The organism is Nocardia sp. NBC_00508 (genome assembly GCF_036346875.1).
Taxonomy (GTDB): Bacteria; Actinomycetota; Actinomycetes; order Mycobacteriales; family Mycobacteriaceae; genus Nocardia.
This window is the reverse complement of the sequence record NZ_CP107852.1, coordinates 4,307,520-4,332,823: the sequence shown is the minus strand read 5'-3', so window position 1 is coordinate 4,332,823 and position 25,304 is coordinate 4,307,520. Positions and strand designations below refer to the sequence as shown.

25 protein-coding genes are annotated in these 25,304 nt (G+C 68.5%); 15 read left to right on the top strand and 10 right to left on the bottom strand.

The features are described 5' to 3' along the window. Window positions 1-90: 90 nt before the first annotated feature. Entirely contained in the window at window positions 91-729 is a 639-nt protein-coding gene (locus OHA40_RS19310) for a hypothetical protein (protein WP_330228307.1), read from the bottom strand. A 64-nt stretch (window positions 730-793) separates the two neighbouring features. On the opposite strand from OHA40_RS19310, the gene serC reads away from it, so the two are divergent. From serC to OHA40_RS19290, 4 genes are all read left to right on the top strand, one after another. Continuing rightward, on the top strand, window positions 794-1,918 hold the full coding sequence (gene serC, locus OHA40_RS19305) for a phosphoserine transaminase (RefSeq protein ID WP_330228306.1): 1,125 nt from the start codon (window positions 794-796) through the stop codon (window positions 1,916-1,918). A 209-nt stretch (window positions 1,919-2,127) separates the two neighbouring features. Continuing rightward, the gene (gene sepH, locus OHA40_RS19300; protein WP_330228305.1) at window positions 2,128-3,186 is read left to right on the top strand and encodes a septation protein SepH; all 1,059 of its coding nucleotides are present in this window, start codon (window positions 2,128-2,130) and stop codon (window positions 3,184-3,186) included. Window positions 3,187-3,287: 101 nt separating this feature from the next. Beyond that, window positions 3,288-4,400 (top strand): IS630 family transposase, encoded by a 1,113-nt coding sequence (locus OHA40_RS19295; RefSeq protein ID WP_330234030.1) that lies wholly within the window; start codon window positions 3,288-3,290, stop codon window positions 4,398-4,400. A 368-nt stretch (window positions 4,401-4,768) separates the two neighbouring features. Next, window positions 4,769-5,509, top strand: a complete 741-nt coding sequence (locus OHA40_RS19290; protein ID WP_330228304.1) for a DUF6928 family protein — start codon at window positions 4,769-4,771, stop codon at window positions 5,507-5,509. Between the two features lie 51 nt (window positions 5,510-5,560). On the opposite strand, the gene OHA40_RS19285 is transcribed toward OHA40_RS19290, so the two are convergent. Together OHA40_RS19285 and OHA40_RS19280 are read right to left on the bottom strand one after the other, a co-directional pair. Then, the gene (locus OHA40_RS19285; protein ID WP_330234273.1) at window positions 5,561-5,785 is read right to left on the bottom strand and encodes a DUF2537 domain-containing protein; all 225 of its coding nucleotides are present in this window, start codon (window positions 5,783-5,785) and stop codon (window positions 5,561-5,563) included. Between the two features lie 71 nt (window positions 5,786-5,856). Then, entirely contained in the window at window positions 5,857-6,660 is an 804-nt protein-coding gene (locus OHA40_RS19280; protein ID WP_330228303.1) for a TrmH family RNA methyltransferase, read from the bottom strand. Between the two features lie 114 nt (window positions 6,661-6,774). Between OHA40_RS19280 and OHA40_RS19275 the strand changes: the two genes are divergently transcribed. From OHA40_RS19275 to OHA40_RS19265, 3 genes are all read left to right on the top strand, one after another. Beyond that, the gene (locus OHA40_RS19275) at window positions 6,775-7,977 is read left to right on the top strand and encodes a GNAT family N-acetyltransferase (RefSeq protein ID WP_330228302.1); all 1,203 of its coding nucleotides are present in this window, start codon (window positions 6,775-6,777) and stop codon (window positions 7,975-7,977) included. Between the two features lie 68 nt (window positions 7,978-8,045). Next, the gene (locus OHA40_RS19270; protein WP_330234272.1) at window positions 8,046-8,447 is read left to right on the top strand and encodes a YccF domain-containing protein; all 402 of its coding nucleotides are present in this window, start codon (window positions 8,046-8,048) and stop codon (window positions 8,445-8,447) included. 241 nt (window positions 8,448-8,688) lie between these two features. Further along, window positions 8,689-8,928 carry a hypothetical protein gene (locus OHA40_RS19265; RefSeq protein ID WP_330228301.1) on the top strand — a complete coding sequence of 80 codons (240 nt, stop codon included), beginning with the start codon at window positions 8,689-8,691 and terminating at the stop codon, window positions 8,926-8,928. Window positions 8,929-8,971: 43 nt separating this feature from the next. Here OHA40_RS19265 and OHA40_RS19260 read toward each other — a convergent pair whose 3' ends face one another. After that, entirely contained in the window at window positions 8,972-9,409 is a 438-nt protein-coding gene (locus OHA40_RS19260; RefSeq protein ID WP_330228300.1) for a MarR family winged helix-turn-helix transcriptional regulator, read from the bottom strand. Window positions 9,410-9,535: 126 nt separating this feature from the next. On the opposite strand from OHA40_RS19260, the gene OHA40_RS19255 reads away from it, so the two are divergent. Continuing rightward, window positions 9,536-9,775: a DUF2530 domain-containing protein gene (locus OHA40_RS19255; RefSeq protein ID WP_330228299.1), complete on the top strand. Its 240-nt coding sequence runs from the start codon at window positions 9,536-9,538 to the stop codon at window positions 9,773-9,775. Between the two features lie 9 nt (window positions 9,776-9,784). On the opposite strand, the gene OHA40_RS19250 is transcribed toward OHA40_RS19255, so the two are convergent. Then, window positions 9,785-11,836 carry a neutral/alkaline ceramidase gene (locus tag OHA40_RS19250; protein WP_330228298.1) on the bottom strand — a complete coding sequence of 684 codons (2,052 nt, stop codon included), beginning with the start codon at window positions 11,834-11,836 and terminating at the stop codon, window positions 9,785-9,787. A 125-nt stretch (window positions 11,837-11,961) separates the two neighbouring features. Here OHA40_RS19250 and OHA40_RS19245 point away from each other — a divergent pair, with 125 nt between their 5' ends. Then, entirely contained in the window at window positions 11,962-12,579 is a 618-nt protein-coding gene (locus tag OHA40_RS19245; protein WP_330228297.1) for a TetR/AcrR family transcriptional regulator, read from the top strand. A gap of 8 nt (window positions 12,580-12,587) precedes the next feature. Here OHA40_RS19245 and OHA40_RS19240 read toward each other — a convergent pair whose 3' ends face one another. Then, window positions 12,588-15,587 (bottom strand): sacsin N-terminal ATP-binding-like domain-containing protein, encoded by a 3,000-nt coding sequence (locus OHA40_RS19240; protein WP_330228296.1) that lies wholly within the window; start codon window positions 15,585-15,587, stop codon window positions 12,588-12,590. A gap of 77 nt (window positions 15,588-15,664) precedes the next feature. Further along, on the bottom strand, window positions 15,665-17,233 hold the full coding sequence (locus tag OHA40_RS34745) for a DUF3027 domain-containing protein (RefSeq protein WP_442943754.1): 1,569 nt from the start codon (window positions 17,231-17,233) through the stop codon (window positions 15,665-15,667). Between the two features lie 17 nt (window positions 17,234-17,250). Between OHA40_RS34745 and OHA40_RS19230 the strand changes: the two genes are divergently transcribed. From OHA40_RS19230 to OHA40_RS19220, 3 genes are all read left to right on the top strand, one after another. Next, window positions 17,251-18,024: a glutaminyl-peptide cyclotransferase gene (locus OHA40_RS19230; RefSeq protein WP_330228295.1), complete on the top strand. Its 774-nt coding sequence runs from the start codon at window positions 17,251-17,253 to the stop codon at window positions 18,022-18,024. A 292-nt stretch (window positions 18,025-18,316) separates the two neighbouring features. Further along, window positions 18,317-20,044, top strand: a complete 1,728-nt coding sequence (locus OHA40_RS19225) for an MFS transporter (protein ID WP_442944062.1) — start codon at window positions 18,317-18,319, stop codon at window positions 20,042-20,044. Continuing rightward, complete coding sequence (locus tag OHA40_RS19220) at window positions 20,041-20,622, top strand: DUF2771 domain-containing protein (protein WP_330228293.1); 582 nt, start codon at window positions 20,041-20,043, stop codon at window positions 20,620-20,622. The genes OHA40_RS19225 and OHA40_RS19220 overlap by 4 nt, the downstream gene beginning before the upstream one ends. Before the next feature lie 101 nt (window positions 20,623-20,723). Here the strand turns inward: OHA40_RS19220 and OHA40_RS19215 are convergent, their stop codons facing one another. Then, window positions 20,724-21,329 (bottom strand): TetR/AcrR family transcriptional regulator, encoded by a 606-nt coding sequence (locus tag OHA40_RS19215; RefSeq protein ID WP_330228292.1) that lies wholly within the window; start codon window positions 21,327-21,329, stop codon window positions 20,724-20,726. Between the two features lie 112 nt (window positions 21,330-21,441). On the opposite strand from OHA40_RS19215, the gene OHA40_RS19210 reads away from it, so the two are divergent. Beyond that, window positions 21,442-22,989, top strand: a complete 1,548-nt coding sequence (locus OHA40_RS19210) for a sulfatase-like hydrolase/transferase (protein WP_330228291.1) — start codon at window positions 21,442-21,444, stop codon at window positions 22,987-22,989. Window positions 22,990-23,126: 137 nt separating this feature from the next. Here OHA40_RS19210 and OHA40_RS19205 read toward each other — a convergent pair whose 3' ends face one another. Continuing rightward, window positions 23,127-23,546 carry a cold-shock protein gene (locus tag OHA40_RS19205; protein WP_330234271.1) on the bottom strand — a complete coding sequence of 140 codons (420 nt, stop codon included), beginning with the start codon at window positions 23,544-23,546 and terminating at the stop codon, window positions 23,127-23,129. 199 nt (window positions 23,547-23,745) lie between these two features. Here OHA40_RS19205 and OHA40_RS19200 point away from each other — a divergent pair, with 199 nt between their 5' ends. After that, a complete protein-coding gene (locus OHA40_RS19200; protein WP_330228290.1) occupies window positions 23,746-23,988 on the top strand; it encodes a hypothetical protein in 243 nt (80 codons plus the stop codon). Between the two features lie 405 nt (window positions 23,989-24,393). Continuing rightward, window positions 24,394-25,023, top strand: coding sequence for a resuscitation-promoting factor Rpf1 domain-containing protein (locus tag OHA40_RS19195; protein WP_330228289.1), 630 nt, complete (start codon window positions 24,394-24,396; stop codon window positions 25,021-25,023). 80 nt (window positions 25,024-25,103) lie between these two features. On the opposite strand, the gene OHA40_RS19190 is transcribed toward OHA40_RS19195, so the two are convergent. After that, the gene (locus OHA40_RS19190; RefSeq protein WP_040773955.1) at window positions 25,104-25,292 is read right to left on the bottom strand and encodes a hypothetical protein; all 189 of its coding nucleotides are present in this window, start codon (window positions 25,290-25,292) and stop codon (window positions 25,104-25,106) included. Between the last annotated feature and the right edge of the window lie 12 nt (window positions 25,293-25,304).

Sequence of the window (25,304 nt, the reverse complement as noted above, 5' to 3'; positions counted from 1 at the left end):
GCGGCGGGCACGATGGCGGTACTGCCCGACGTCCGCGCCGCGGGTTTCGCCTTCGTGCATTTGTCGGTACTCGGGTGATGCTTCGCCTGGTCACTCCTCGAGCGAGGCAGCCCAGTCGACGGCGACGGTTTCGCCGCGGTCGACATCGAAGAAAGCGACCTCCAGGTGCTGGCCCAGGTCGACGAGACCGATGGCGGGCAGCGGCACCGGCTGGACCAGGCGGACCCGCCACGGCTTGGGCTCGTCCCAGGCGCGCAGTTCGAGGTCGAGGCGCAACACGGGGTCGTCGCGACCGGAGTAGTCGGCCGCGACCGGCGCGGCGGCGAGCACGGTGGCGTCGGCGCGGCGGCCGTCGGCCAGGATCTTCGCGATGCTCACCCGCCCCGACTCCTCGATATCGGGCACGTACAACACCAGGCGGCCGCGGTCGCCCGGATCCACCCGGCAGCACACGACGTCGCCCGGCTGCATCCATTCCAGGTCGGCTTCCGCCACTCGTTGCCGCACCCGGCTCTCGTAGGGGAACTCTCCGTCCAGCTGCACCCGGACCCAGAACACGTGGCCCGGTTCGGTCCGCCGTGGACGCACGCCGAGGATCGTCGCCGACCCGGCTTCGCCGCGAATCAGCAACTCCCGACGCATCGCGTCCGAGAGCGTCGCGCCGCGCAGCCGGATAGTTCGCATCCGCTCGCGCAATCGCCACCCCGAGTTAGCCGACAGCATGCCCATGGGCGCCTACGTTAGCCGGAGTGTGGGCGACGTCACAGCGACACCACCGACTACCCTGTTCGCCATGACCTCTGCGTTTCCGACCATTCCCGACGACATCAAGCCCGCCGACGGACGGTTCGGCTGCGGCCCCTCCAAGGTGCGCCCGGAGCAGCTGCAGTCTCTGGTGAACGTCGGCGCCTCGGTGTTCGGAACCTCGCATCGGCAGAAGCCGGTCAAGGACGTGGTGGCGCGCGTGCGCTCGGGCCTGCGCGACCTGTTCGGCCTGCCGGACGGCTACGAGGTGGTGCTCGGCAACGGCGGCACGACCGCGTTCTGGGATGCCGCGGCGTTCGGCCTGGTCCGGGAGCGTTCGCTGCACCTGACCAATGGTGAGTTCAGCTCGAAGTTCGCCGCCGTGACCAAGGGCAACCCGTTCATCGGCGACCCGATCGTGGTCTCGGCCGAGCCGGGCAGCGCGCCGGAGCCGGTGTCGGACCCGTCGGCGGACCTGATCGGCTGGGCGCACAACGAGACCTCCACCGGTGTCGCCATCCCGGTGCAGCGTCCGGCAGGGTCGGAACACGCGCTGATCGCGGTCGACGCCACCTCCGGCGCGGGCGGCCTCCCAGTGACCATCACCGACGCCGACGTCTACTACTTCGCACCGCAGAAGTGCTTCGCCTCCGACGGCGGCCTGTGGGTCGCGCTGATGAGCCCGGCAGCGCTGGCCAGGGTCGAGGAGATCAAGGCGTCGGGTCGCTGGACGCCGGATTTCCTGTCGCTGCCGATCGCGATCGACAACAGCACCAAGGACCAGACCTACAACACCCCGGCGCTGGGCACCCTGCTGCTGTTCGCCGACCAGGTCGAGTGGCTCAACGCCAACGGTGGCCTGGACTGGGCGGTCAAGCGCACGCTGGACTCCTCGTCGCGGCTGTACTCCTGGGCCGAGTCGAGCGAGTACGCCACGCCGTACGTCACGGACCCGGCGCACCGCTCGCAGGTGGTCGGCACCATCGACTTCGCCGACTCGGTCGACGCCGCCGCGGTGGCGAAGGTGCTGCGCGCCAACGGCATCGTGGACACCGAGCCCTACCGCAAGCTGGGCCGCAACCAGCTTCGCATCGGCATGTTCCCGGCGATCGACCCGGACGACATCAGCCAGCTGACCCGCTCCATCGACTGGGTCGTGCAGAATCTCGGCTGACCGCCGCGCATTACGGCCGCACGGCCGCAACACGCCCGGGACGACACGCCGAAAAATTAGGCGCGGCAGGGCGAATAGAGCAGATTAGCGGGGCGCGGGAGTCTCGCCGGAGATTTCCGTGCCGCGTGTCCTGCCCCACGAATCTCAGATGTGCACTACTGTTTCGAAAAGTGGGCGGTGTCGCGAGTCGACGCGATAAGGAGGTAACGGTGCGTGAACTTCGAGTGATCGGGGTGACGCCCGACTCCACGCACATCGTGTGTATCGACACCGAGTCCGGTCAGAAGTTCCGGCTTCCCGCCGACGACAAACTGCGAGCCGCCGCGCGCGGAGACCTTGCCCGATTCGGCCAGATTGAGATCGAAATGGAAGCAACTATGCGTCCCCGCGATATCCAGGCCCGTATTCGCGCAGGGGCCTCCGTGGAACAGGTCACCGAAGAATCCGGAATGCCGGCCAGCCGCGTCGAGCGGTTCGCCTATCCGGTTCTGCTCGAGCGGGCCCGTGCCGCCGAGCTCGCCCAGAAAGCGCACCCCGTCCGCCCCGACGGCCCCGCCGTGGAAATGCTCATCGACGTCGTCACCGCCGCTTTCACCGCGCGCGGGCACAACATCGAGGGCGCCGAGTGGGACGCCTGGAAAGACGAGAAGGGGTACTGGGTCGCCCAATTGCAGTGGCAGAACGGGCGTTCCGAGATCGCCGCGCACTGGCGTTACCAGCCGGACGCGCACGGCGGCTCGGTCTCCCCGCTCGACGATCCGGCCTCCGATCTGATCGATCCGGATTTCGGGCGCGCGCTGCGCGGGCTGGCGACGATCCTGCCCCCCGAGCCGGAACCGGCCGCGGCACAACCGGAGCCGGTGGTGGAACCCCGCCCCGCCCCGCCCGCGCCCCCCTCGCGTCCGGCGAGCCGCCAGAACCAGCCCACACTGGACGAGTACTACGAACAGCGTGCTGTGGCGGCTGGCGGCAGCTCCGCGGCGATCCCGGCGGGCGCCGGTGCGGCGCCGCCCGCTGCGTCGAGCACCGCGACTGCCGCCGCCGGTAACGCGGCGCCCACCAACGGCGCCGCGGCGACAACGACCTCCTCCGCCGCAGCGGAGGAGCCCGCGAAGCCCGCGCCCGCCGCGTCGACACCCGCTCCCGCCGAGGAGCCCGCGAAGCCCGCGGCCAAGGCTCCTGCGAAGCCGAGCCGCAGCAAGCGCGGCAAGGCTCCGATGCCGTCCTGGGAGGACGTGCTCCTCGGCGTGCGCAGCTCCGGCCACTGAACTCCCCCGCCTCTCCGGGTATTCAGGCCGTACTAGTGCCTCGTCCAGGTAGGTTGCCCTGGTAACCGGGTGTCGGGTTGATCGTGGACGCGTGTCCGGTGATGCTGCCAGTGGAGGTGGTGTCGGTGGCCCGGAGGCCGGAAGTGTTTGTGCGGGCGGTGACCCCGGAGGAGGGGCGCCGGTTGCAGAAGATCACCAAGACGAGCAAACAACCGGTCAGGACGCGACGAGCGATCGTGGTGATGGCCTCGGCGCAGCGGCAACCGGCCCCCGCGATCGCGAGGTTGATGCAGGTCAGCGAGGCGTATGTGCGGCAGGTGATCCACGAGTTCAACGAGCGGGGGTTCGAAGCTCTGGACCCAAAATGGAGCGCGGGCAGGCCGAAGAAGGTAGATCGGGCGACGCGTGAACGCATCGCTTGTATCGCCCGGTGCTGCCCGCGTGATCTGGGCTGGCCGTTCTCGGTGTGGAGCCTGTCGAAACTGCGAGAAGTGTTGCTGACCAACGGAATCGCTGAGATCAGCCGCGAAACTCTGCGCAAGATCCTCCACGGCGAGGGGGTGTCGTGGCAGGCGGTCAAGACCTGGAAAGCGGGCACCGACCCGGAGTTCACCGCGAAGATGAACCGCGTCCTGGACCTCTATGACCATCCACCCACCGATGGGCGGGTGGTCTGCGTGGACGAGTTCGGGCCGCTGAACTTGCAACCCCGCGCTGGTCGTGGCTGGTTCGGGCGACGAACCCCGAAACGGTTGCGGGCGACCTACCGGCGCACCCAGGGCGTGCGGCACCTACTCGGCGCTCTGGATCTGGCGACCGGCAAGATCCACTACCGGATCCGGGATCGTAAACGGTGGCAGGAGTTCCTGTCGTTGCTGAAGTCGCTGCGGGCGCGCTGGCCCGGACAGAAGCTCTACGTCATCGCCGACAACTTCTCCCCGCACAAACGAGCCGAGGTCCGCACCTGGGCTGCGGCCAACAACGTGGAACTGGTCTTCCTACCGACCTATTCATCGTGGTTGAACTGGATCGAGTCCGAATTCGCGGCTCTACGCTACTTCGCCTTGAACGGCACCGATCACCGCAGCCACGACGAACAGGACGCCGCGATCGGCGCCTACATCCGCTGGTACAACCAGCACGCCCGACCCAAACGCGACTTCGCCGTCAACTCCAAGATCCGGCACCCTGATTACCTACCGAAGGTTGCTTGACGAGGCACTAGTAGGTGCCGCGGGGCCCGCGTTCAGGTCCTGCGTTGGGTATCGCCCGGGTTCTGGGCGTTCCCGGTGAGTGACCCATGTGCTCGCGAGATCAGTAGTTGCGATCCGATGCTCGATCGCCCGCCCGAATGGAATTGCTACCTACACCCACGAGCGGGTCCGCATATGACGGCTGGGCGCGTCGCGTGTTCGCGGTGCGAAGCCACGCCACAGCCAGTGCTGGGCGAGTAAGTTTGCGGTGTGGTCGACGACGTGCGTCGGCGCCGAGCAGCTCATCCCTGTAGTGAGCCGATCGGCGCCGCTGTGCGTTGCTCGAAGTTCGCGGAGTTGATTCGTGCAACTATCGGGAGGTGCCGGACATGCTTTCGAAGGCTTCGTCACTCTGGTATGCCGATGCACCCAACCCCTTGGCAGTACTGCGAGCGAACCACGACCCGGACCCGGAAGCCGCACTGGCACTTGCGAAGCAACTGCACGACGACTGCGATGTTCGGCCGATCATGGTCGGGACGCTGGCCGGTTGTGCGGGCCCGGAAGCCGGTCAGGTGTACATCGGTTGCTATCCCGGTGTGACGGTGCTGTGCTCGGCGCAAGCCGCTCGCATCCGTCCGACCGAGATCCCGGAGTTGCTGGTGCGTCCGCTGGCTTCCGAACACACTTACCTGGTGTCCTTCGACGCGGGGCACGGCTGGGGTGCGTTCGCGCACTGGGAGCGCGGGGAACTGCGCAGGTCGTTCAGCTCGACGAGGGTGAACATCCTGGAGGACGAGGGACTTCCGCTGGTGTGGGAGCGGCCGTACTGGGCAGGCGAGCATCCGGTCCAGTGGCGCGCCGGTGAATTACCCGACCCGCAGACGCTGCCGTTCGATCCGCCCGACTTCGCCGACACCGCGAACAACGAATGGCTCGGCTTCCACTACCGTGCACCCGCCGCGGACGGCGCGCTCGTGCCGGGTGATGTCCCCATCTGCGGATTCACGCTCTACCCCAAAGGCCACGCACCCGAGCCCGTCGGACAGGCCCCGGCCGACGGGGAGGCACATGACCAGCGCAGGCGGGGCTTTTTCGGCTGGCTGCGCGGCCACGACCGGGTTCTCTAGACGTAACCACACCCGGTGTCGATACCGCAGGGCCCGCCATGGCTTCGCCGATCAGGCAGCAACTGCGCCGAGCAGCAGTGTTGCCCACCCGAGCAGCACACCCGCCGCACCGCCACCGACCACCCACCGGGTCACGGGGGCGAAGCGCCACCGCCACACGGTAGGCGCGGCGCCACCGGCCGCGACCAGATTCACCGCGACCGCGAGCAGCGGGTGCACCTCGGCCAGCGCGGCGCCGAAGGAGTACACCGCGACCGCCGACAGCAGCGCCACCATGATCGCCACGGTGAGCCCGGCGCCCCATGGTGTCGGGTCCTGGTAGGACGGGTACGGGCGATACGGACCGGTCACGCCGTCCTCACCCGCTCGTAGAAGGCCATCGCCGCCGCGGTCGCGACATTGAGCGAGTCGGTGCCGGGCGTCATCGGGATGCGCGCCCGGATATCGGTGGCACGCATGGCCTCCTCGGTCAGTCCCGGGCCCTCGGCCCCGAGCAACAACGCCACTCGCTCCCCCGTCATCGCCGTCGCCAGATTCACCGCCGCTGCCTTCGGGGTGAGCGCGACGATCTGGAATCCCTTGCGGCGCAGTATATCCAGACCGTCCGGCCAATCCGGCACGGACGCGAAGGGCACCCGCAGCACGTGTCCCATCGACACCCGCACGGCGCGGCGGTAGAGCGGATCGGCGCAGCGGTCGCCGAACAGGATCGCATCGGCTCCCAGCCCGGCCGCGTTGCGGAACATGGCGCCGAGATTCTCGTGGTCGTTGACGCCTTCGAGCACCGCGACGGTCCGCGCCTTCTCGATCACCTCGGCGACCTCCAGCTCCGCGCGGCGACCGGCGACGGCGAGCACGCCACGATTGAGATGGAAGCCGACCACCTCCGCCATCACCTCGGCCGAGGCGCGGTAATACGGAACATCGACCGCCACCAGATCGTCGGCGAGTTCGGCGCGCTTGCGCTCCACACCGAGCAGCGCGGTCGGCGCGAATCGCGAATCGAGCATCCGCTGGACGACGACGACGCCCTCGGCGATCACCAGTCCCTTGCGCCCGGGCAGATCGGGCCTGCGATCGGCCGACTTGAGATCGCGGAAGTCGTCGACCCTGGGGTCGGCGGGGTCATCGATATCGATCACTTCGGCCACCGCTCCATCCTGCCGGGCGGCTCCGGCCGGGACCGAATCGGTGTTCGCTCGGCAGTCGCGGGCGCCGAGGAAAATCCGGTGCGGTCGCCTCCGGGAACGTGGGATGGTCGAGGCATGACCCTTCCGGGAATCACGATCCGCTCCGCCACCGAGGACGACACGCCCGCGATCGAGACGCTGGTGGAGACCTCCTTCGGCACCCGCTACGACCCAGCGGAGCTGGACCGGGTGCCGCTGCTGTTTCCCGAGGAGAACTCGATCGTGGCAGAGGCCGACGGACAGATCGTCGGGCACGTCCAGTCGACCACCATGACGGTGACCGTGCCCGGTGAACGGACCGTGCAGGCGTGCGGCATCGCCGGTGTCGGCGTGGCGCCGACGCATCGGCGGCGCGGCATCCTCCGCGCCATGTACACCGAACAGCACCGGCGCATCGAGGCGGCGGACCTGCCGCTGACCATGTTCACCGCCAGCGAGGGCGGCATCTACGGCCGCTTCGGCTACGGCACGGCGACGCGGGAGAACGCGGTGACCATCGATCGCCGGTTCGCCGAATTCCTGCCGTCCGCACCGGACCCCGGCGGGGTCACGCTGCCTGCGGCGCGCGATATGCGCGGGGCGGCGGAGTCGATCTACGACCGCTGGCGCAGGCTGGTGCCGGGCGCGCAGGTGCGTCCGGCCGCGAGCTGGGACATCCTGTTCGACGACCCGCAGCGCTTCCGCGACGGCGGCAGCGACCTGTTCGCGCTGCTGCACGCCGACGGCTATGCGCTGTATCGCTTCCACTCCGAGGGCCGGGCGAGAACGGTCGAGGTCGTCGAGATGCGGGCGGTCACCAAGGAGGCGCACGCGGCGCTGTGGCGGGCCCTGCTCGGACTGGATCTGGTGCAGCGGGTCGCAGCCGTGCTGACCGACCACGACCCGCTCCCCTATCTGCTCACCGACCCACGGCTCGTGCGCACGACGGCACGCTACGACGGTTTGTGGCTGCGCCTCATGGACATTCCTGCGGCGCTGGCGGCGCGAGCCTATGCGGGCGACCTGGATGTGGCGCTGGAGGTGACCGACCCCTTCCGGAACGCGGGTGGCACGTTCGAGCTGCGTGTACGGGACGGACAGGCCGTCTGCGAACCCACCGATCGTGCCGCCGATATCGAACTCGGCATCGACATCCTGGGCAGCATGTACTTCGGCGCGTACCCGGCCCGGCTGTTCGCCGCGGCGAACAGGTTGCGGGCCAAGGATTCCGCCCTGCTGCGCGCGTTCGACGACGCCTTCCGCGCCGAACGGGACGCGGCACTCGGCTGGTTCTTCTGAGCGTGGGCCGCTCCGCCGCCGGGAAGGAAGAGATGTCCGAATCGGCGCGGGGCTGGCATGCTGGTGTCATGAAGCCGATTCAGTTGGTTCTCAACATCCTGTGGCTCATCTTCGCGGGGTTCTGGCTGGCGCTTGGCTACATCGTGGCAGGGATCATCTGCTTCATCCTGATCATCACGATCCCCTTCGGGATCGCGTCCTTCCGGATCGCGGCCTACGTGCTGTGGCCGTTCGGCCGGACCACCGTGGAGAAACCCGGTGCGGGGGCGGGCTCGCTGATCGGCAATATCATCTGGTTCATCGTTGCCGGATGGTGGCTGGCGCTGGGTCACCTACTGACGAGTATTCCGCTGTTCGTGTCGATCATCGGCATTCCCTTCGGCTGGGCCAACCTCAAACTGATACCTGTCTCACTGTTCCCGCTCGGCCGCGAGATCGTGGACAGCGATCAGCCGTTCGCCGCCGGATAGGTCTCGCCGACGCGATGATTCGGCTGGGCCGATCCTCGGGCTCATCCCCATTCTCGCCTGCCGACTCGGAAGCGAGTCGATCCGGCATGCTCGCCACATTCGCGACACGACAGTGATCTGTGTCACAGACTGTTAACGAAAAGCCCCCTTCGTGCGAAAGTTAGCTAGAAGGTAACTGACTTGCCAGTGCCCCCGCGCCTCGATCCGGGCGCCGAGCCGACCGCATCAGGAGGGCTCCACCATGACCGATCGCCCAGCTCCACCGGCCGACCAGGACACCACGCCCCTCGCGCCGATCGCGGTGGTGCTCGGGCTCCTGCTGCTCGTCGCCGCGGGCACGCGGCTCACCCACCTACCGAGGTGGTCCGACGACTACGGCGTGCTGGTCTATCCGGCGTTCGCGCTCTACCTGGCGATCACAGCCCGGCTGCTGTGGTGGGGCGGGAAGACCAGTGTCCGGCTCGTCCGAACCGGACGCTGAGCGAGTGCCGCGGTGACCGCGAATCCTGTTGCGGCCCTCGCCGCTACTCGGATTCCGCGACGATCTGCTTCATGATCGCCACGGCCCGGCCGAGCACAACGAGCTGCTCCTCGCTGAGCGTCGCCAGCTGTTCGGTCATCCACGCCTCGCGGGCGCTGGTTTCGTCGGCGATGAGCGCACGGCCCCCCGGAGACAACGAGACGATGATCTGGCGGCCATCGGTCGGATGCGGATTGCGCTCCACCAGGTCCAGATCGGTGAGCGACGCGATGACACGGGTCATCGAGGGCGGCTGCACACGCTCCTTCGCCGCGAGGGCCCCCGGCGTCATCGCACCCTCGCGCGAGAGCGTCGCGAGCGCCGAGAGCTGAGTCAGCGAGATCTGCGAGTCGGCGCGACGGCCGCGCAGGTGTCGCGTCAGTCGAACGACCGCCAGCGAGAGCTCACCAGCGAGGGCTCGAAGATCCGATGGCGTTGTCACAGTGGCAAACGATACGCCGACCGCCTCGCCGCGAACGTCTTTCCGCCGCTCGGCGGTGCCTCGCCTCCGCTCGGCCGCTGCTGCCTCGGCCTTACCTCGCCTGACCACGCCCATTAGGCTGAGCGCGTGACAAAGAATGTCCCGCAACTTCCACCGCGGCTGACCGATCCGCGCCCCGTGCTCGCGGTCGGCAGCGCGCTGTGGTTGATCGCCACCGTGGTGGTGTGGGTGGGCGGCGACCGCTGGGCGGCGGCACGTCCGGTGTGTCTGATGGGGCTGGTGGTCGGCGGGATCGCCCTGGTGATCTACCTGGTCCAGCGCCGCGGCGCGCGGCGGGGCGACAAGGGCGCGCAGACCGGTCTGTAGTCGGCGGGGCTACGGTCCACCCACCTCGAATTCTTCGGTTGTCCCGGTGAAGGGGTGCAGCCCGCCGTCCGGATCCAGACGAGTCGCATAGTGCTCGAAGCGGTAGCGACCTGGCGCGGCATCGAGGGGAATGTCCCAGGTGAATCGGGCCACCGACCCGGCCGTGCCGCGCTTGCTCCAGAAGAACTTCACCGCCCACTCGCCCTCGTTGGCCACCCGCGCCCACGCCCCGGAGGAATTCCTGCGCTGCACTTCCAAGAACGTGCCGTTGCGGCGGTTGTCGTGTTTCGGATGCGCCGAGACGAATTCCGCCACTACCCGACCGCCGCGGCCGTAGAACGGTTCGGGTTGCACGAGCACGTCGCCGAAGCCACGGCCGGGTGTGGCGACGTCCGGTCCCGCACCCGGTTGGAAATTCGGCTGGAGGTGCGAAACGTCGCGCGGCGCCGGGCCGCGCGGCACCTGCCGGCGGGCGACGAATGCGTCGGCCAGACGCGTGAATTCCTGCTGATAGGCACACAACGTGTAGCGGCCGAACAGGGTCGAAGCGCCCTCGTACTGCTGGGCGTCGTATTCCTCGGGCGTGGTGACGTATTCGTGGTAGGCATTGGCGTACCCCTGCATGAGCACCTGCTCCAGCGGAACGTTCAGTGCCTGCGCGACGGCACGGCGGATTCGAAGTCCGGACGTAATGGTGAATTCGCCTCCCGCAGCGGCTAAATAGAGCTCGCCGATGTGAACGAGCTGAATCGGCAGCACATTCGGCACCCACGGCACCGGAGGCAACAGACCGAGCGGCGCCGCGATCACCTTGGGCGCCTGCGCGTCCGCCAACCAGCCCGGCGCGGTCCGGTCAGGATTGCCGACCCAGTCGACCAACGGGTTGCGCACGCCCTCCGGCACGGGTCCGCCGGGCAGGCCCGGGCCGTCCTCGACGCTACCCGCGATGAGCGAAACACCCGCCGCCGCCGGTGCGGTACGACGCGGTTGGCCATCTGGCGTGAAGTGACCGTCCACGGCGATGTCGGCCAAGTCGATGTAGCAGAGCAGCGCGTCGATCGGACCGCCGATCGATTGGGCTTGGCCTACCGCCTCTTTCGACGCCAGGTACTGCCGCTCGCCGATGATGCGCGTGTTCTCGAACTCGTCCTCGGTGGGTCCGGAACCCGGCCGCAGGTTCAGATTCGGGGACATGTCGCCCGCGTTGGTCTGCGCGAAGGCGGCGACGAACGAGGGCTTGCCGTCCAGGTAGCGCACGCCGTGGTCGATGTGCTCGGCGGAGAACGAGGCGTAGCCCTTGTTGTCCGAGCTGATCAGACGATTCGCGTTGGTCATCGAGGTGTTGTGCGTGGCGAACCAGGTGATCGTCCCTACCGTCGCGCCGCCCTTGCGCAGGGCGAGAGCGGTCACCTCCGGATCGATGGCATCGGGGAAATGTTGCTTGTCCGCAGGCGGATTGAGCTCCCAAGCCACCCGCGAACGATTCACGCTCGCGTCGTGCAGCTCACTACGGCCGAGCGCGAGCGAGCCAGGGCCGAGGTCGGCGTGCGCGGCGGCGATCGCCTCGACGATCCCGTTCACCTCCGCGTCGTACACCTGCTGCTGGAAGCCGAGAATGGACAGGTTGTAGGCGTAGTCGTTGCTGGAGCCGCCGCAGGTCGCGTGTGAATGCGTCGAGGTGAGCAGCACGTTCTGCTCGGTGTACAGATCACCGAAGCGCCGGGCCAATTCGGCCAGCACGCCGCGGTGCACGGACTGGAAGATCATGCCGTTCTCGGCGACCGCGAAGACCACCCGTCGCCCGGCACTGCCGACGATGAACGCCCTGGCCCGCGGGCGCAGGTGAATCCCGGCGGTCTGCTGCTCGAGCTGGGAGTAGCCCATCATGCCGCATTCGGCCGCGGGTCCGGTGATGTCGGAGAGCCCGACCCCGATTTCGTAACCGCCGGAATCCGGCGCGGCGCCCGCCGGAACGCCGCTCATCCCTGGCGCCGTGGCGGCCGCGAACGTCGCGGAACCGATCGCGGCCCCCGCCAGCACAGTTCGCCGCGACACCGCCATGCCCGTCTCCCTTCCGTCCGATGCAGCCAACCACACAACTGGTCACTCGTCCAGTCCAGATTTTTCCGGCCCGCGAATTGACTGCGCGCGCGGTGCGCGCTTAACTCCCTTGGGTGTCCTCCCGATTGAGCGTCGAAGAACGACGGGCCCACCTTATCGAGGCCGCGATCGGCCTTGCCGAGAAAAAGGGCGTTGCGGGCGTGACCACGCGCGATGTCGCTCAGGCGGCCGGCGTCTCGCTCGGTGTGGTGCATTACTGTTTCGAAAACAAGGACGCGCTGATGACCGAGCTGGTCAAAGCGTTGTCGATGGAATTGCGCGATTCCGTCGACGCAAACGAAGCAGTATGGCAGGACGTCGAAAGTGGAAAAGAATCCCTTCAAAAATTGGTCCGCGCCGGACTGGAACTGATGTGGCTCAACATAGAAGCCACTCCGGAACGGCAGCTACTCACTTATGAAACGACCACTTACGCGCTGCGCGAAGGCGAACTAACGCCGGCGAAACTCGCGATCGCGCGCGAGCAGTACAACTTCAACGACTCCACCGTCGCCGACGTCCTGGAGCACGCACGCGACGCGACGGGAACCCGGTGGTCGGTCCCGGTGCGGGCGTTGAGCCGATTCACCCTCAACGTCATCGACGGCGTCGTGCTGCGCTGGCTGGTGGACAACGACAGCGAAAGTGTGCGCGGGCAGCTGGATCTCTTGAGCGAGATGATCACGGGCTACGCCGAGCAGTAGGCCGCTGCTCAGCGTCGAGGACGCGGCGCGCGGACGTGGACGGTCGAGCCGACCCGCCACCAGGGCACCTCGACCGTGGACTCGATCGGGCCGCTCAACCGCACCAGCAGATCGTCGTGCACAACCAGCTCGCCCTCCTGCACAGGCAGGGTGAACAGCTGGCGCAGCACGACGCCCAGCGGCTCCGCCGCCCAGGTGGTGCGGCGACCGGCGTCGACCACCTCGGCGGTGACGGCCTCCGAGACCAGCGGCAGATCGAGCAAAGCCGCCAGGGCCGGGGCGGTTTCGGGGTCACCGGCCACCAAGCGGTCCGGCGGTACGGCAAGGCCGAACCAGGGCTGGTCGAGGACGAACACGTCGCCTGAATCGACCACAGCGCCGGATAGCGCGCGCACGCGATCGGGCGGGTCGAGGTCGGTGAGATCCAGCCATCCCGTCGCGATGGCGGCGGACAAACGGGCGTGCGTGCGCGAAACAATGTCCGGTTCAGGCGTTTTGGACGGGTCGCCGAGCGCGTCCAGCAGAGCGGCAGCCAGCTCGTCGGTGATCGCGTCCGGGTTCGCCAGAACGGCGCGGAAGGCGTCGGGGTCGACGTCCGGCACGGCAAAAGCCGGTAGCAGTCCAGCGAATTCGGTGTCGGCGGGATGGCGGAACAGCCCGAGCGGGGTGCCGCCGATCCGTGCGTATCCGCGCAGCCACCACGCGGTGTAACCGCCGACATCGGCGAGCAGGCGGCGCGTCCGCGGCGTCGCCGACAACTGCCGCAGGGCTTCCGGCCAAGCGGCCTCGTCCACCAGGTCCAGGTCACGGACCGCGGCCAGCTCCGGCGGATCGTCCGGCAGCGTCGACCACCAGCGTTCCTCGTCGTCCAGATCGTGATCCGGTCCGGTGGGATCGGCCTCGACGATCACACTGAAATCCCAGCCGACGCCGAGGGACCGCAATGCGTCCGCGCCGTAACGATCGACGAGTTCGGGGGCGACCGTCCCGAACGGCGCATCGGGCACCAGCAGGTCACGCAGCGGCGCTCCGGGCAGCAGCAGTTCGTCGGCGGGCAGCGCTTCGCCATCGGTGCCGGGCAATTCGAGCAGCCCGAGCCAGGACGGCAATGCGGCCGCGTCGGCGTGCGCGGCCAGACGCAGGACGGCATCGGCGGTGTCGGGATCGCCGGGGTGGTCCTCCAGGTCGGCTCGCAAGCCCGGATCGCTCAACAGATCCTCGGCGGTGGCCGACCGCGCGCCGAGTCGCGCCAGCAAAGGGTGTGCCGCCTCGGGATGCACCAGCCTGGCCCAGTGCACCGGGATCGCGACCTCGAGCTGGTCGTCCAGCACCACTGTGCGCGGCCCGGTGACGAGCCTGCCGTCCGCCAGCGGCACCGCCAGCGCGCCGAGTTCTTCCGCCGCGAGCGGATCGACCACGAAGGGCTCCAGCGCCGCGTACAACGACCGCCACCAAGTCGGCGGCCGCTCCAGCCCACTCGACAGTTCCGCAAGCCGGGCCAACCCGATCCGGTGCACGTCCAGCACGCCCATGGGCTCGGCCTGCGCCCGGCCGGAGAGGTCCGGGATCACCAGCGGACCGACCACGCCCTCGAGCAGCGCGGCCAATTCCGCGGTCAGACCGGTGAGAACGTATGCACGGGTGGGGACCGCGACGTCGAACGGCCGGGCCTGCTCTGCGGTCGACGGAGTACCGCCGAAGCCGAACTCGGTCTCCGATCCGCGGGGCGATTCGGCGCTCTCGGCGGCGTCCGGCCAACCATCCGGCGCATGGCCTGGTCGGGCGCCGACCGGGGCATCCGGCCCGCCGTCTGGCCTCTCTCCCGGTCCAGCACCCGGCGCGCCGATCGGTTCGGTGCCCGATCCAGCAGGTCCGCCGCCGGACAGGTCGCGCGGTTCGACGGCGATCGACGCAATGTCGTCCCATAGTGGTTCGTCGGAAGCGACCGTGGCTCCGCCGAAACCTTCCAGCGGTGCATGCCCGTGGATATCGAGGACAGGAAGCCAAGGGCGGGTTTGCAGTTCGCGCACCAACGCTTCGCGCAACAGACCGTCGGCTTCGCTCCGCGCGAAACCGGGTGCGGGGACGAGCACGAGGCGGTCGCGCGGCGGGAGGGCGCGAGCGAAATCCGCGTACCCTTCGGCTAGCTCGCCGAGCCGGGCGCCGGGCAACAGCCTTCGGCGATCCGGTTGCATCGCGATGTCGGCGATGAGCAGCGCGGGCAGCGACAGTTCCTCATCGGACCTGGTCGGCGCCCTGAGCACATCCGGGGCCGCGGGCACCGGCTTGCCGTCGCGCACCGGCAGCAGCCAGCGGGCGCGGGGCGTGCGGTACTGCCACCAGGTCCGTTGTTCGCTGCCGGGGCCGTCGACGTACACCTCGTGCATGCCGTCGCCCATGTCCTCGGCGCTACTGACGAATTCGTCCCTGTCGATGCGGATGCACTGCAAGACGGGCAGTTCCAGCAGCAGGTCGACGGCTTCGGCACGCATAGCGGCCAGCAACGCGTCGGCGTCCACGTCCGCGCGCAAGCGCAGCACGATCTCGGTGTCGAGGCCATCGGCAGGTCGCGTCTCGATCGGCCAAGCCAACCTCAGCACCGGAGGGGCGGATTCGCCCGTCTCGACGGCAGGCATCCGGACTTCGTTCCGGCGCATGGCGTCCGTGGTCCGAGCGCGGGAGAACCGCAGCGATCCCGAGGTCGAACGCACTTCGATGTCGTCGCTCACCGCGAGCACCGCGGTGAACCCGACGCCGAATCGGCCAACGGTGCCGGTCTCGGCCTTCCCCGAGGCGCGCAGGGCGGTCATGGCGTGCACACCCGAAACATCCAGCGGCGCACCGGTATTACCGATGTGCAGCTCCCGACCGTCGAGCCGGACGACCAGGCGACCGGCGATGCCCGCCTTGCCCGCGGCATCGGCCGCGTTCTGCGCCAACTCGGTGAGCAAACGGTCGCGGTAGCCTGCGCGCACCAGGTCGTTCTCGGTGGCGGCATCCTCGCGCAACCGGGTCGGCGAATCACGCCAAGCGGCGAGTACTGCCGCGCGCAGCGCCGAAGTGCCGAACGGATCGGCGGCCTCGGTCAGCTCCGCGGCGATGACGGGAACTCCGGCCGAGCCTCGGCCTCACCGACCGGTTCGATGCCCGAACCAGCCTGCGCACCAGCCTCTTCGACCTCGGTCGCTTCGGTCGTCGGCTCGGCTGCCGAGGGGGCGGAGGCGGCGGGTTCGGAAGCGGTCCCGGCAGTCGACGGAGCCGCCGACTGGACTGCGTCCGTCCCGGCCACGACCGAATCGGCCGGGTCTGGATCGGCCGCGTCCGATTCCACTGCGCTGGGCCCGGCTGCGTTCGACGCCGCTGCATTCGTCTCGATCGAGTCCGGCTCCGCCACGGCCCACTCGACCGGGGTCGACAACGAATCCGTGGCGGGCTCGATCGCGGCTTCTGTCGGTGCACTGGTGCTCGGCGCGTCAGCGGAGCCGGTGGCCGACGGGGTGTCCACCGGGGCCTGGCCACTCTCGTCAGCCACTATCGGATCGGGCACATCGGTCGCGCTGGACTTCCGCTCGGCGGTGTCAGCTGCACTGTCGGTGTCGATCGTCACCGCGCTCGACTCGTCCTCGTCCGACTCGCCGGGCACGGCAGTATGGTCCGCCTCGCTCGCGGGCGCGTCGACGGCAGTCGGCTCGGCCCCGGGTTCCGCGCTCTCTTCCTTGGCCGCGGCGGACGCGGCACTCGAATCGGCAACGGCAACGCCCTCGGTCGCGCTCGATACGTCTTCAGCCCGGTCGGCAACAGCGCCGGACCCAGCACTCGCAACCGGCGCCGCTGGATGCTCGCCCGTCCCTGCCGCGAGTTCGGTGGAATCCTGCTCGGCGACGGGAGAGGCGGGCGCGGCCCGCTCCGGCTCCATCGAGATCATGTCGATCGCCGCGTCGTCGTACGCCTCGTGGAGTGGGGAGCCGCTGCCGCTGGGCATCACGGTGTCGGAGTGGGCGCCGCAGCCGTAGGCGATATGGACGACACGCCCGTCGGCACCCATGGCGTTGCCGCACACGCCGAAGGCGGCGCGCAGCGACCCGGCAAGCGGCAGGTAGAAGCCGCAGGTCCCGCAGGTAGCCGGCGCGGACTTGGCCATCTCGGAGCCGGGACCGTGCTCGGTGTACCAGCGCTCGGCGGCCTCTTCGCGGCCTTCCTTGCTCAGCACCTTGGTGCGGCCGAGACCGAGCTCGTAGGCGACTTCGTCGACCACCGGATCGCCGGTCGCCACATAACCGGGCGCCAGCCGCGGATCGTCGGCGGGCGGCGCGAGCAGATCCCCCGGCGCGAGGTCACCGGGACGAATCCGCTGCTCCCACGGTACGAAGTCGGGCGCGACCAGGGCGTCGGGCCCCGGCAACAGCGCCGACTCGCTGACCGTCGCGTAGTCGGCCTCGGGCGGGGCGGCCACCACCACAGCCCACTGCCAGCCGCGATAGCCGGGCAGCGTGGCTTCGAATCGGTGCGTCGCCGAGCTCTCGTCCTCGGCGATCACACCCAGGTACGCCCCCACCGCTACCGGTTCCAACTCCAGGAGCGCACGGCGGGCCAGGTCGACGGCATCAGCCAGAATCGGCCGCATGCCGGACTCAGAAACAGAAACTGCGCTCACGGCCTACATTTTGCCGTATGAAGCGCAATCGGCGTCGGTTGGCCACCGGTGTGCTGGTCGGTCTGCTCGTTGTGGCCGGATGCGACGCCACCGAGAACCCGACACCCCGGATGAATATCGAGGTAGTCGGCACCAGACCACATGATCGGCAGGCGTTCACCCAGGGGCTGGAGGTCGGCGGCGGCATTCTCTACGAGGGCACCGGACTGGCCGGCGCGTCGACCGTGCGCGCGTCGCTGCTCGCGACCGGCGAGGAACTGGCCAGGGTCGAATTGCCCGCCCCCTATTTCGGTGAGGGCATCGCCATCGCCGGTGCCACGCTATGGCAGCTCACCTGGCATGACGGCGTGGCGATAGCCCGAGATCCGGCCACGCTCGCCGAACGCGGCAGGGCGAGCTACGACGGCGAGGGCTGGGGTCTGTGCTCCCGAGACGGGCGACTGGTGATGAGCGACGGCACCGACCGGCTCACCTTCCGTGATCCGGTCACCTTCGCTCCTACCGGCTCGGTCGCTCTGACCAGCTGGAACAATGCGCGCCTCAACGAGCTCGAGTGCGCGGCGGACGGGTCGGTCTACGCCAATGCCTGGCCCACCGACACCATTCTGCGCATCGACCCGGAGTCCGGCCACGTCCTGGCGGCCATCGAGGCCGCCGGTTTGCTCCCCGCGACCGCCCGGGCCGGCACCGACGCGCTCAACGGCATCGCCCAACTGCCAGGCACCGATCGGTTCCTGATCACGGGCAAGAACTGGCCGACCATGTTCGAAGTCCGTTTCACTCCGGCCTGAGCGCGACCCGAGGGCGGGACCTTACGCGCCGCCACGGAGCGCGAGTGAATGCCCAGCGCGGGAGTAAGCCAGAATTGGAGTCGTGACTACTTCCCGCGAACCTTCCGGTCCCGACCGTGATCGGTGGGAAGGCGAGGAGTCCCCGCCCTTCGACCGGCATCCCGGTTTCGACCGATATCCGCCGCCCAACGCTCCGCGTCGCCGCAGGCCGCTGCCACCACTCGGGCCGGAACCGGGACACACCTCCGGGCGCTCCGACCAACCGGGATCGCCGCCCGGCCGTCGCGACGAAATGTCGCGGACCCCGGAGAATCCAGCAACCAAGCGCTTGCCGCGCGGAAACGACACCGAGCAGCCGACGTCGCCCGATCGCACGCCTCGACGCGTCTTCCCGTGGCGCCCGCAACCGCCCCGGCACGCCGAGCCGCCCAGCCGTACCGAACCCGACTATCCCGAGACCCTCGTCCAGCAGCAGGTCGAGCCACCCGAAACCTCGGCTCCGCCCGGCGGGCAGCGCGTCCCCCGCAAGCTCACCGTGACCCGCGTCGCCGCCATGCGCGGCAGGCAACTCACCGAAAAGGGCATCGCGACCTTCCAGCGCGCGGCCAAGGCCGACGGCGCGGACAAGTCGGGACTCACGGCGCTCACCTACGCGACCATGGCGAACTTCGCCCTCGACGCGGCTATCGCGGTGGCACTGGCCAATACCTTGTTCTTCGCCAGCGCCACCGCGGAGAGCAAGACGAATGTCGCGCTGTACCTACTGATCACGATCGCGCCGTTCGCCGTGATCGCGCCGCTGATCGGCCCGATGCTCGATCGCCTGCAGCGCGGCCGCCGACTGGCGCTGGCCACCTCGTTCGCGCTGCGAGCGGTGCTCGCGGTGGTGCTGATCATCGAGTTCGACACTTGGGGGCTGTATCCGCTCGCGCTGTGCATGATGATCGGCAGCAAATCGTTCTCCGTGCTCAAGAGCGCGGTGACGCCACGGGTGCTGCCACCCGATATCGATCTGGTCCGCACCAACTCCCGGCTCACGGTGTTCGGTTTGGTGGGCGGCACTATCGGCGCCGGAGCGCTGGCCGGGCTCGCCGCCGCCATCGCGGGTTCCAACGGCGCATTGGTCTTCGCGACGCTGATCGCCTGCGCGGGAACATATCTGAGCCTGCGCATCCCGTCCTGGGTCGAGGTCACCGAAGGTGAGGTGCCCGCGACGCTGAGTTATCACGGCGCCGACGCGCACACCGAGGTGCTCTCGTCCGGCAGGGAATCGACGGTGCCACCGCGCAAGCGCAGGCAGCCGCTCGGCCGCGCGGTGGTGACCGGGCTGTGGGGCAATGGCGCCATCCGGGTGCTGACCGGGTTTCTCACCTTCTACATCGCGTTCGTCGCCAAGGCGACCGAGCAGCGCCCGGTACAGCAGGCCGCCATGCTCGGCGTGGTGGGCGCGGCCGCCGCCATCGGCAATTTCGCCGGCAACGCGACCGGCGCCCGGCTCAAGCTCGGCAAACCCTCGCTGGTCGTGCTCGGCTGCACCGCGGCGTGCGCGTTCGTCGCGTTGTTCGCGACGTTCACGAACAATCTGCTCGGCGCGGCGGTCGCCGCCCTGGTCGCGGCCGCGACGAGCGCGCTGGCCAAGGTGTCGCTGGACGCCGCGATCCAGGACGACCTCCCACCCGAGTCGATCGCGTCCGGCTTCGGACGGTCGGAGACCGTGCTGCAGCTCAGCTGGGTTGTCGGCGGGGCGGCGGGCGTGCTGCTGCCGACCGACTACTGGAAGGGCTTCGCGGTGATCACCGCGATACTCGCGATCGGCTTGGTGCAGACTTTCGTCAGCTTCCGAGGACATTCGCTGCTGCCCGGCCTCGGCGGCAACCGTCCGCAGCACGCGGAGCAAGAGGTTCCGGCGTCCCGGCCGCACGGGCACCCGGCCGGCACGCCCGGTGCGCACGGCCACACGCCTCGGCGCGGCGGCGACACCACACGCATCCAACGAGGGCAAGGAGACCCGATCTGGTGAGCAAGCTCAACGCACGCACGATCGTCGCGCTGGTCGCGACCGCCCTGCTCGTGCTCACCGTCGCCTTCGTGGGCGTGCTGGCGGTGCTGATCCGCAACGCCGACGAACCCGACGTCACCCTCACCGCCTACGCGCAAGGCAAAACGGTCACCGTGCGGCCGTTCAGCTACTGCGCGGTGAATATGCAGGACTGCAGCATCCTGCCCGAGGACACCGTGGAAGGCACGTTTTTCGCGACGCTGCCCTGCGCTCCCGACAGGCCGGACTGCCACCGCGGCCGGACCGCCGAACTGGACGTTCCCGCGGGCTACCCCCTACAGCTGTCGCTGCCGAAGGAGGTGGCCGAGGCGCCCTGGCTCGCGCAGCTCGTCTACACCCTCCCGTCCGGCGAGCGAGTCGACCGGGTGATCAGCCGCTACGACTACCCGGACCGCGCCCTCGCACTCACCATCGAGTCGAAACCGGAGCCCGACCTTCGCCTCATCGGCGTCGAATTCCAGCTCCCCATCCTCGCCCGCGACGAAACCGGAAAGGAGTTCTACCTCCCGCACGCCACCTGGTCGATCAGCACGGCGTAGCGAGTTCCCGACGGCATTCCTCCCGCCGTGGCCTCCCCGGCTGCCGCTGCGATGAAGGCCTCCTCGTGTAGGCCCCTTTACCGCGCTGGCCCTACCTCCGGTCAACCCGAGCGTTTCGCGGTGATCGCAGCACGGACCAAGCGGCCGAGCGCGTCGACGCGCTCCGAAGTGCCGCTGCCGCCGACCTGCACCACCGTGATGACGACCGCGGTGAAGATGGCTTCCAATGCGATCGCGGTGTCCCTCGGATCGATGTCTTCGGCGATGTCCCCGGACTCCTGACCCGCGCGCAGCGACGTTTCGAGCGATTGCCGAATACGTTGCGGCACAACGCCGTCGACCAGCCTGGCGAGCAGGCCCGGCTCTCGGCCCGCGAGGACTCGATGCACCAGCGGGTAGGTGGCGAGCCGCGTCACGAACCGCCGGACGACCTCCTGCCAGTAAGCGGCGTCCATCGGCCCCGGCTGGTCCAGCGCGTCGTCGCACAATCGAGCGGCGTCGCGATCGAACGCGGCGACGAAGAGAGCCTGTTTGTCGGCGAAGTGGAAATACACCGCCGACGGCGCCAAACCCAGTTCCCGCGCCACCGCGGCCACCGAAGTGTTGCGGAAACCCTGATCGGCGAACCGGCGAGTGGCGACATCGAGGATCGACCGCCGCGTCTGCTCGCCACGTGGCGTAGTGGACGTCGTCTCGGGTGGTGACATGCCTGCACAGTATCGCGGCGTCCCTCACCAGCTGAAAAGTCTATTTGAATGATTTAATCGATTCGTCAGTTACGGTGGTCTGTGATTGTTCCACCCACTGAAAGGACCGGACATGTCCATCTCGACCCCCGATCAGCCTGTCGCGTCCGCTCTTCCATCGACGCCGAACCGACGTCAGGTTCTCGCGATGCTGGCCGCCGCATCCGCCAGCGTGCCGGTCTTGCGGAGCACGCTCGGCGCCGAGGCCGCCGCGGCACCGGCATCGCGGCCCAACATCCTGGTGGTGATGACCGATCAGGAACGTGCGGATGTCGTTCTGCCCTCGGGTTTCACACTGCCCGCCCGTGCCAGGCTGGACGCCGCCGGCGTACGGTTCGCCATGCACCATTCGCCGACGGCCCCGTGCTCGCCGGCGCGATCGGCGTTCTTCACCGGGCTGCAGGCTCCGGTCACTGGCATGACCGACAACGTGCGCGGCAACGATCTGATGGCCGCGGCCCTCGAGCCGATGCACGCCTGGAGCCCGAATCTCGACACCGCGATCCCGACGCTTGGGACAGTGCTGAAGAAGTCCGGCTATCGCACCGCCTACATCGGGAAATGGCATCTGTCCGAACCCGTCGGCGCCGACAGCACAGCGCTGTCGGCCTACGGATTCGACGAGGCCTACGACATCCTGTCCGGTGGCGGTCCGAACGAAGGCACCCATGAGGATCCGGGCGTCGTCGAGAACGCGGTCGGGTGGCTGCGGCGACACGGCAACGACCCCGAACCGTGGCTGTGCGTGGTCAGCATGGTCAACCCGCACGACATGATGTACTGCCCGCGCTTCTACCGGCTCGAGGACGTCCCCGATTACGGCGCCGACATACCGCCGAACTTCCAATCCGACCTGTCGACCAAACCACAGGTGCAGACCGTCTGGCGCACCATGAACGAGGCCGTCGGCGGGCTCATGCCCAACGAGGTCGACTCGCCCCTGGGGCGCAGGCAGTGGCGCCAGTGGGGCAATTGGTATCTCGAGTTGCTGCGCCGCACGGACGAGTTGCTCGGCCAGGTCCTCGACGCGGTGGACCGCAGCGGCGGCGCGGGCAAAACAGTCGTGGTCAGGGTCGCCGATCACGGCGAACTCGGTGGCGCACACGGACTACGGCAGAAGGGGGCGATGATCTATCGCGAGAACAACCGGGTACCCCTCGTCATCTCCGATCCCAGAAACCCTGCCACGCACGGAACCACTGCCGCCGCACTGACTTCGCACGTCGACCTGGTGCCCACTCTGGCCGCCTTGGCCGGTACCGACGCCTCCGCCATCAGTCCGATCGTCGGCAAGGACCTCACCCCGCTACTGGCCAGCCCGGCAGGCGTTGTCCGCGACGCCATCCTGGTCACCTCCGACGCCAAATCCAGTGGTGGCCAAGCACCAGGCGTCAAATACTGTCTGCGCGGCGCGATCACATCCCGCTACAGCTTCGCCCGCTACTCGACGCCCCGAGACATAGCTGGACCACGTAGCGAATTCGACTACGAACTCTACGACCGCCAGGAAGATCCCCTCGAAATGCACAATCTCGCCCACCGCGGCGGGGCGGCCGCACTGGTCGAGGAGATGAACGACCTCGTCGATTCCCTTGTCGCCCAGGAACTACCAAGTCTTTGATTTACGGCGGGCGGTCCACTCCAGTACCGCGGGTTCCCGCCCCACGCAACCACACGGCCCCACACCGATTTTCGAGCGAAGCGAGACCGAGCATTCCCCGTTCGCGCAGCGCCGCAGGCGCTGCCAAATAAACAGAGCTACCTGTCCAGCTCGCGGGCTACCGCGCGGACCACTTCCGAGATGCGCTGCGCGGTCTTGCGATCCGGGTACTTGCCCTTGCGCAGGTCGGGCTGCACCTTCGCCTCGAGCAGGGTGATCATGTCTTCGACCATGCCGTGCAGCTCGTCGGCGGTGTGCCTGCGGGCGGGAGGTTCCTTGCGCGCGTTGCGTTCCTGGCCCTGCCGGACCGAAGGCGGCGCCTCCAGCAGCTTGAGGCTCAGCGCCTGCGGGCCGCGGCGGCCCGCCGCCATGCCGAACTCGACACGCTGCCCGGGCTTGAGGCCTTCGACGCCCTCGGGCAGCGCGGACGAGCGGACATAGACGTCCTCACCCTCGTCCTGGGAAAGGAAGCCGAAGCCCTTTTCGACGTCGTACCACTTCACCCTGCCGGTCGGCACTGCGCTCACCCGTTCATCATCGAAAACTCGGACCCCTACGGCCCGAGCACATCCGTCTGCCGGTCCGGTCCCGCGGCGGCGCCGCGACCGGGCCTTTTCTTGTGCGAAAAGAACGCGCCCAGCACGATTGCGGGACGCGATTGCCATCGAGTCTACCCCGGCGCGAATAACGCAAGCACATCAGTTTTACCGTCGAGCCGTGACGAACTCTTCCACTCCGACTCCGTCCGGTGGCGCGCCGCGTCACCGCGGCGATTGGTTGCTGCAGCTCGCGCTCTGCCTGTTCGCGCTGGGATTGCTGGCGATCATCGTCATCTTCGCCATCCCGATGCTGACCGACGGTGAGCCGGGGCTGTGGCTGTACTTCGGCGCGCTGCTCGCGCCGCTGGGGTTCATCCTCGCCCTCGTGTTCGCATTGCGCTCCGGCCGCAGATCGCGCTGAACCGGAGGTGCCGCCTCCGTCGCGAGCCAACGGTTACCCGGCGCGATCGTTACCGACTCAGTTATGTGATCCTCGTCACATTACGAGAAGGTCACAGAGCGGTGACGGCCCGCAACCAACGCCGCTGCGGCTCGTCTAGCTGCGTCAAGGCATTTCAACGCGCTCGAGATCGCATCGAGACCCATCCGTACACGCCGGTTACCAAATAGTGATTTTTCCCGCGGTTCGTCGTACCGTCTTACCCAGCCGGGACACCCGGCAACCACCGGCCCGCCGCACCGAGCCTCGCCCCGCGGGTACCGGACCCCGACATAAACGTAAGGGGCGAGGGCGGAACGGACGACCTCTCAGTCCGAACCCCAAACGAAGACGTCGCAGGTGCGCCGAGAGGAAGACGAACCCGATATGAGTGGACGCCATCGCAAGCCAAGCTCGACCGGCCGCACAGTAGCCAAGGTTGCCGTCACCGGCGCCATCATCGGCACTGCCAGTGCGGCATTCGCAGGCAACGCCAGCGCGGCACCCGACTCCGACTGGGATCGACTCGCTCAGTGCGAGGCCGGCGGCAACTGGGGTATCAACACAGGCAACGGTTTCCAGGGCGGGCTGCAGTTCTCGCCGAGCACCTGGCGCGCCCACGGCGGCCAGGACTACGCCGCCGCCGCCAACCAGGCCTCCCGCGAAGAGCAGATCGTGGTCGCCGAGAAGGTCCTCGCCACGCAGGGCTGGGGCGCTTGGCCCTCCTGCTCGCGCAAGCTGGGCCTGAGCAGCGCGCCCACGCCGCGCTCCGCGCCCGCCACCACCGAAACCCCGGCCTGGACCCCTGCCCCGCAGGCCGCCCAGGCCGCGCCGCAAGACAGCTCTCAGCAGGTCTTCTCGGCCGTCGACCGCGCTATCCAGGTCGTGCAGGCTCAGGGCGTTCAGGTGCCCAAGGAAGCCCTCGACTTCGTCAACGCCGCCAAGGCGAGCGGAGTCACGCTCGACCCCGCGATCGTCAACTTCTACGAGGCGAACAAGGGTCTGCTCCCTTCCTGACCCCCGACACTCGCGAAGAAGGGCCCCGCATCAACGAGGATGCGGGGCCCTTCTCGGTAGTCGAGAACGTTCCGGCGCGCTCAGCGGTTGATCACCGTGTTCGGGTGCATGTAGGGCAGCTGCTCGGCGGGGACCGGAAACTCGGTGTCCTCGCCATAGGGCGAGAGCCCACCGGAGCGGGCCGAGGAGAGCTCGGTGACTGCGTGGTCACCGTCGGCGACCTTCGGCCAGCCGTTGTCGACGTAGGGTTTCTTCGATTTGTTCACCACGGCCCCATGCTA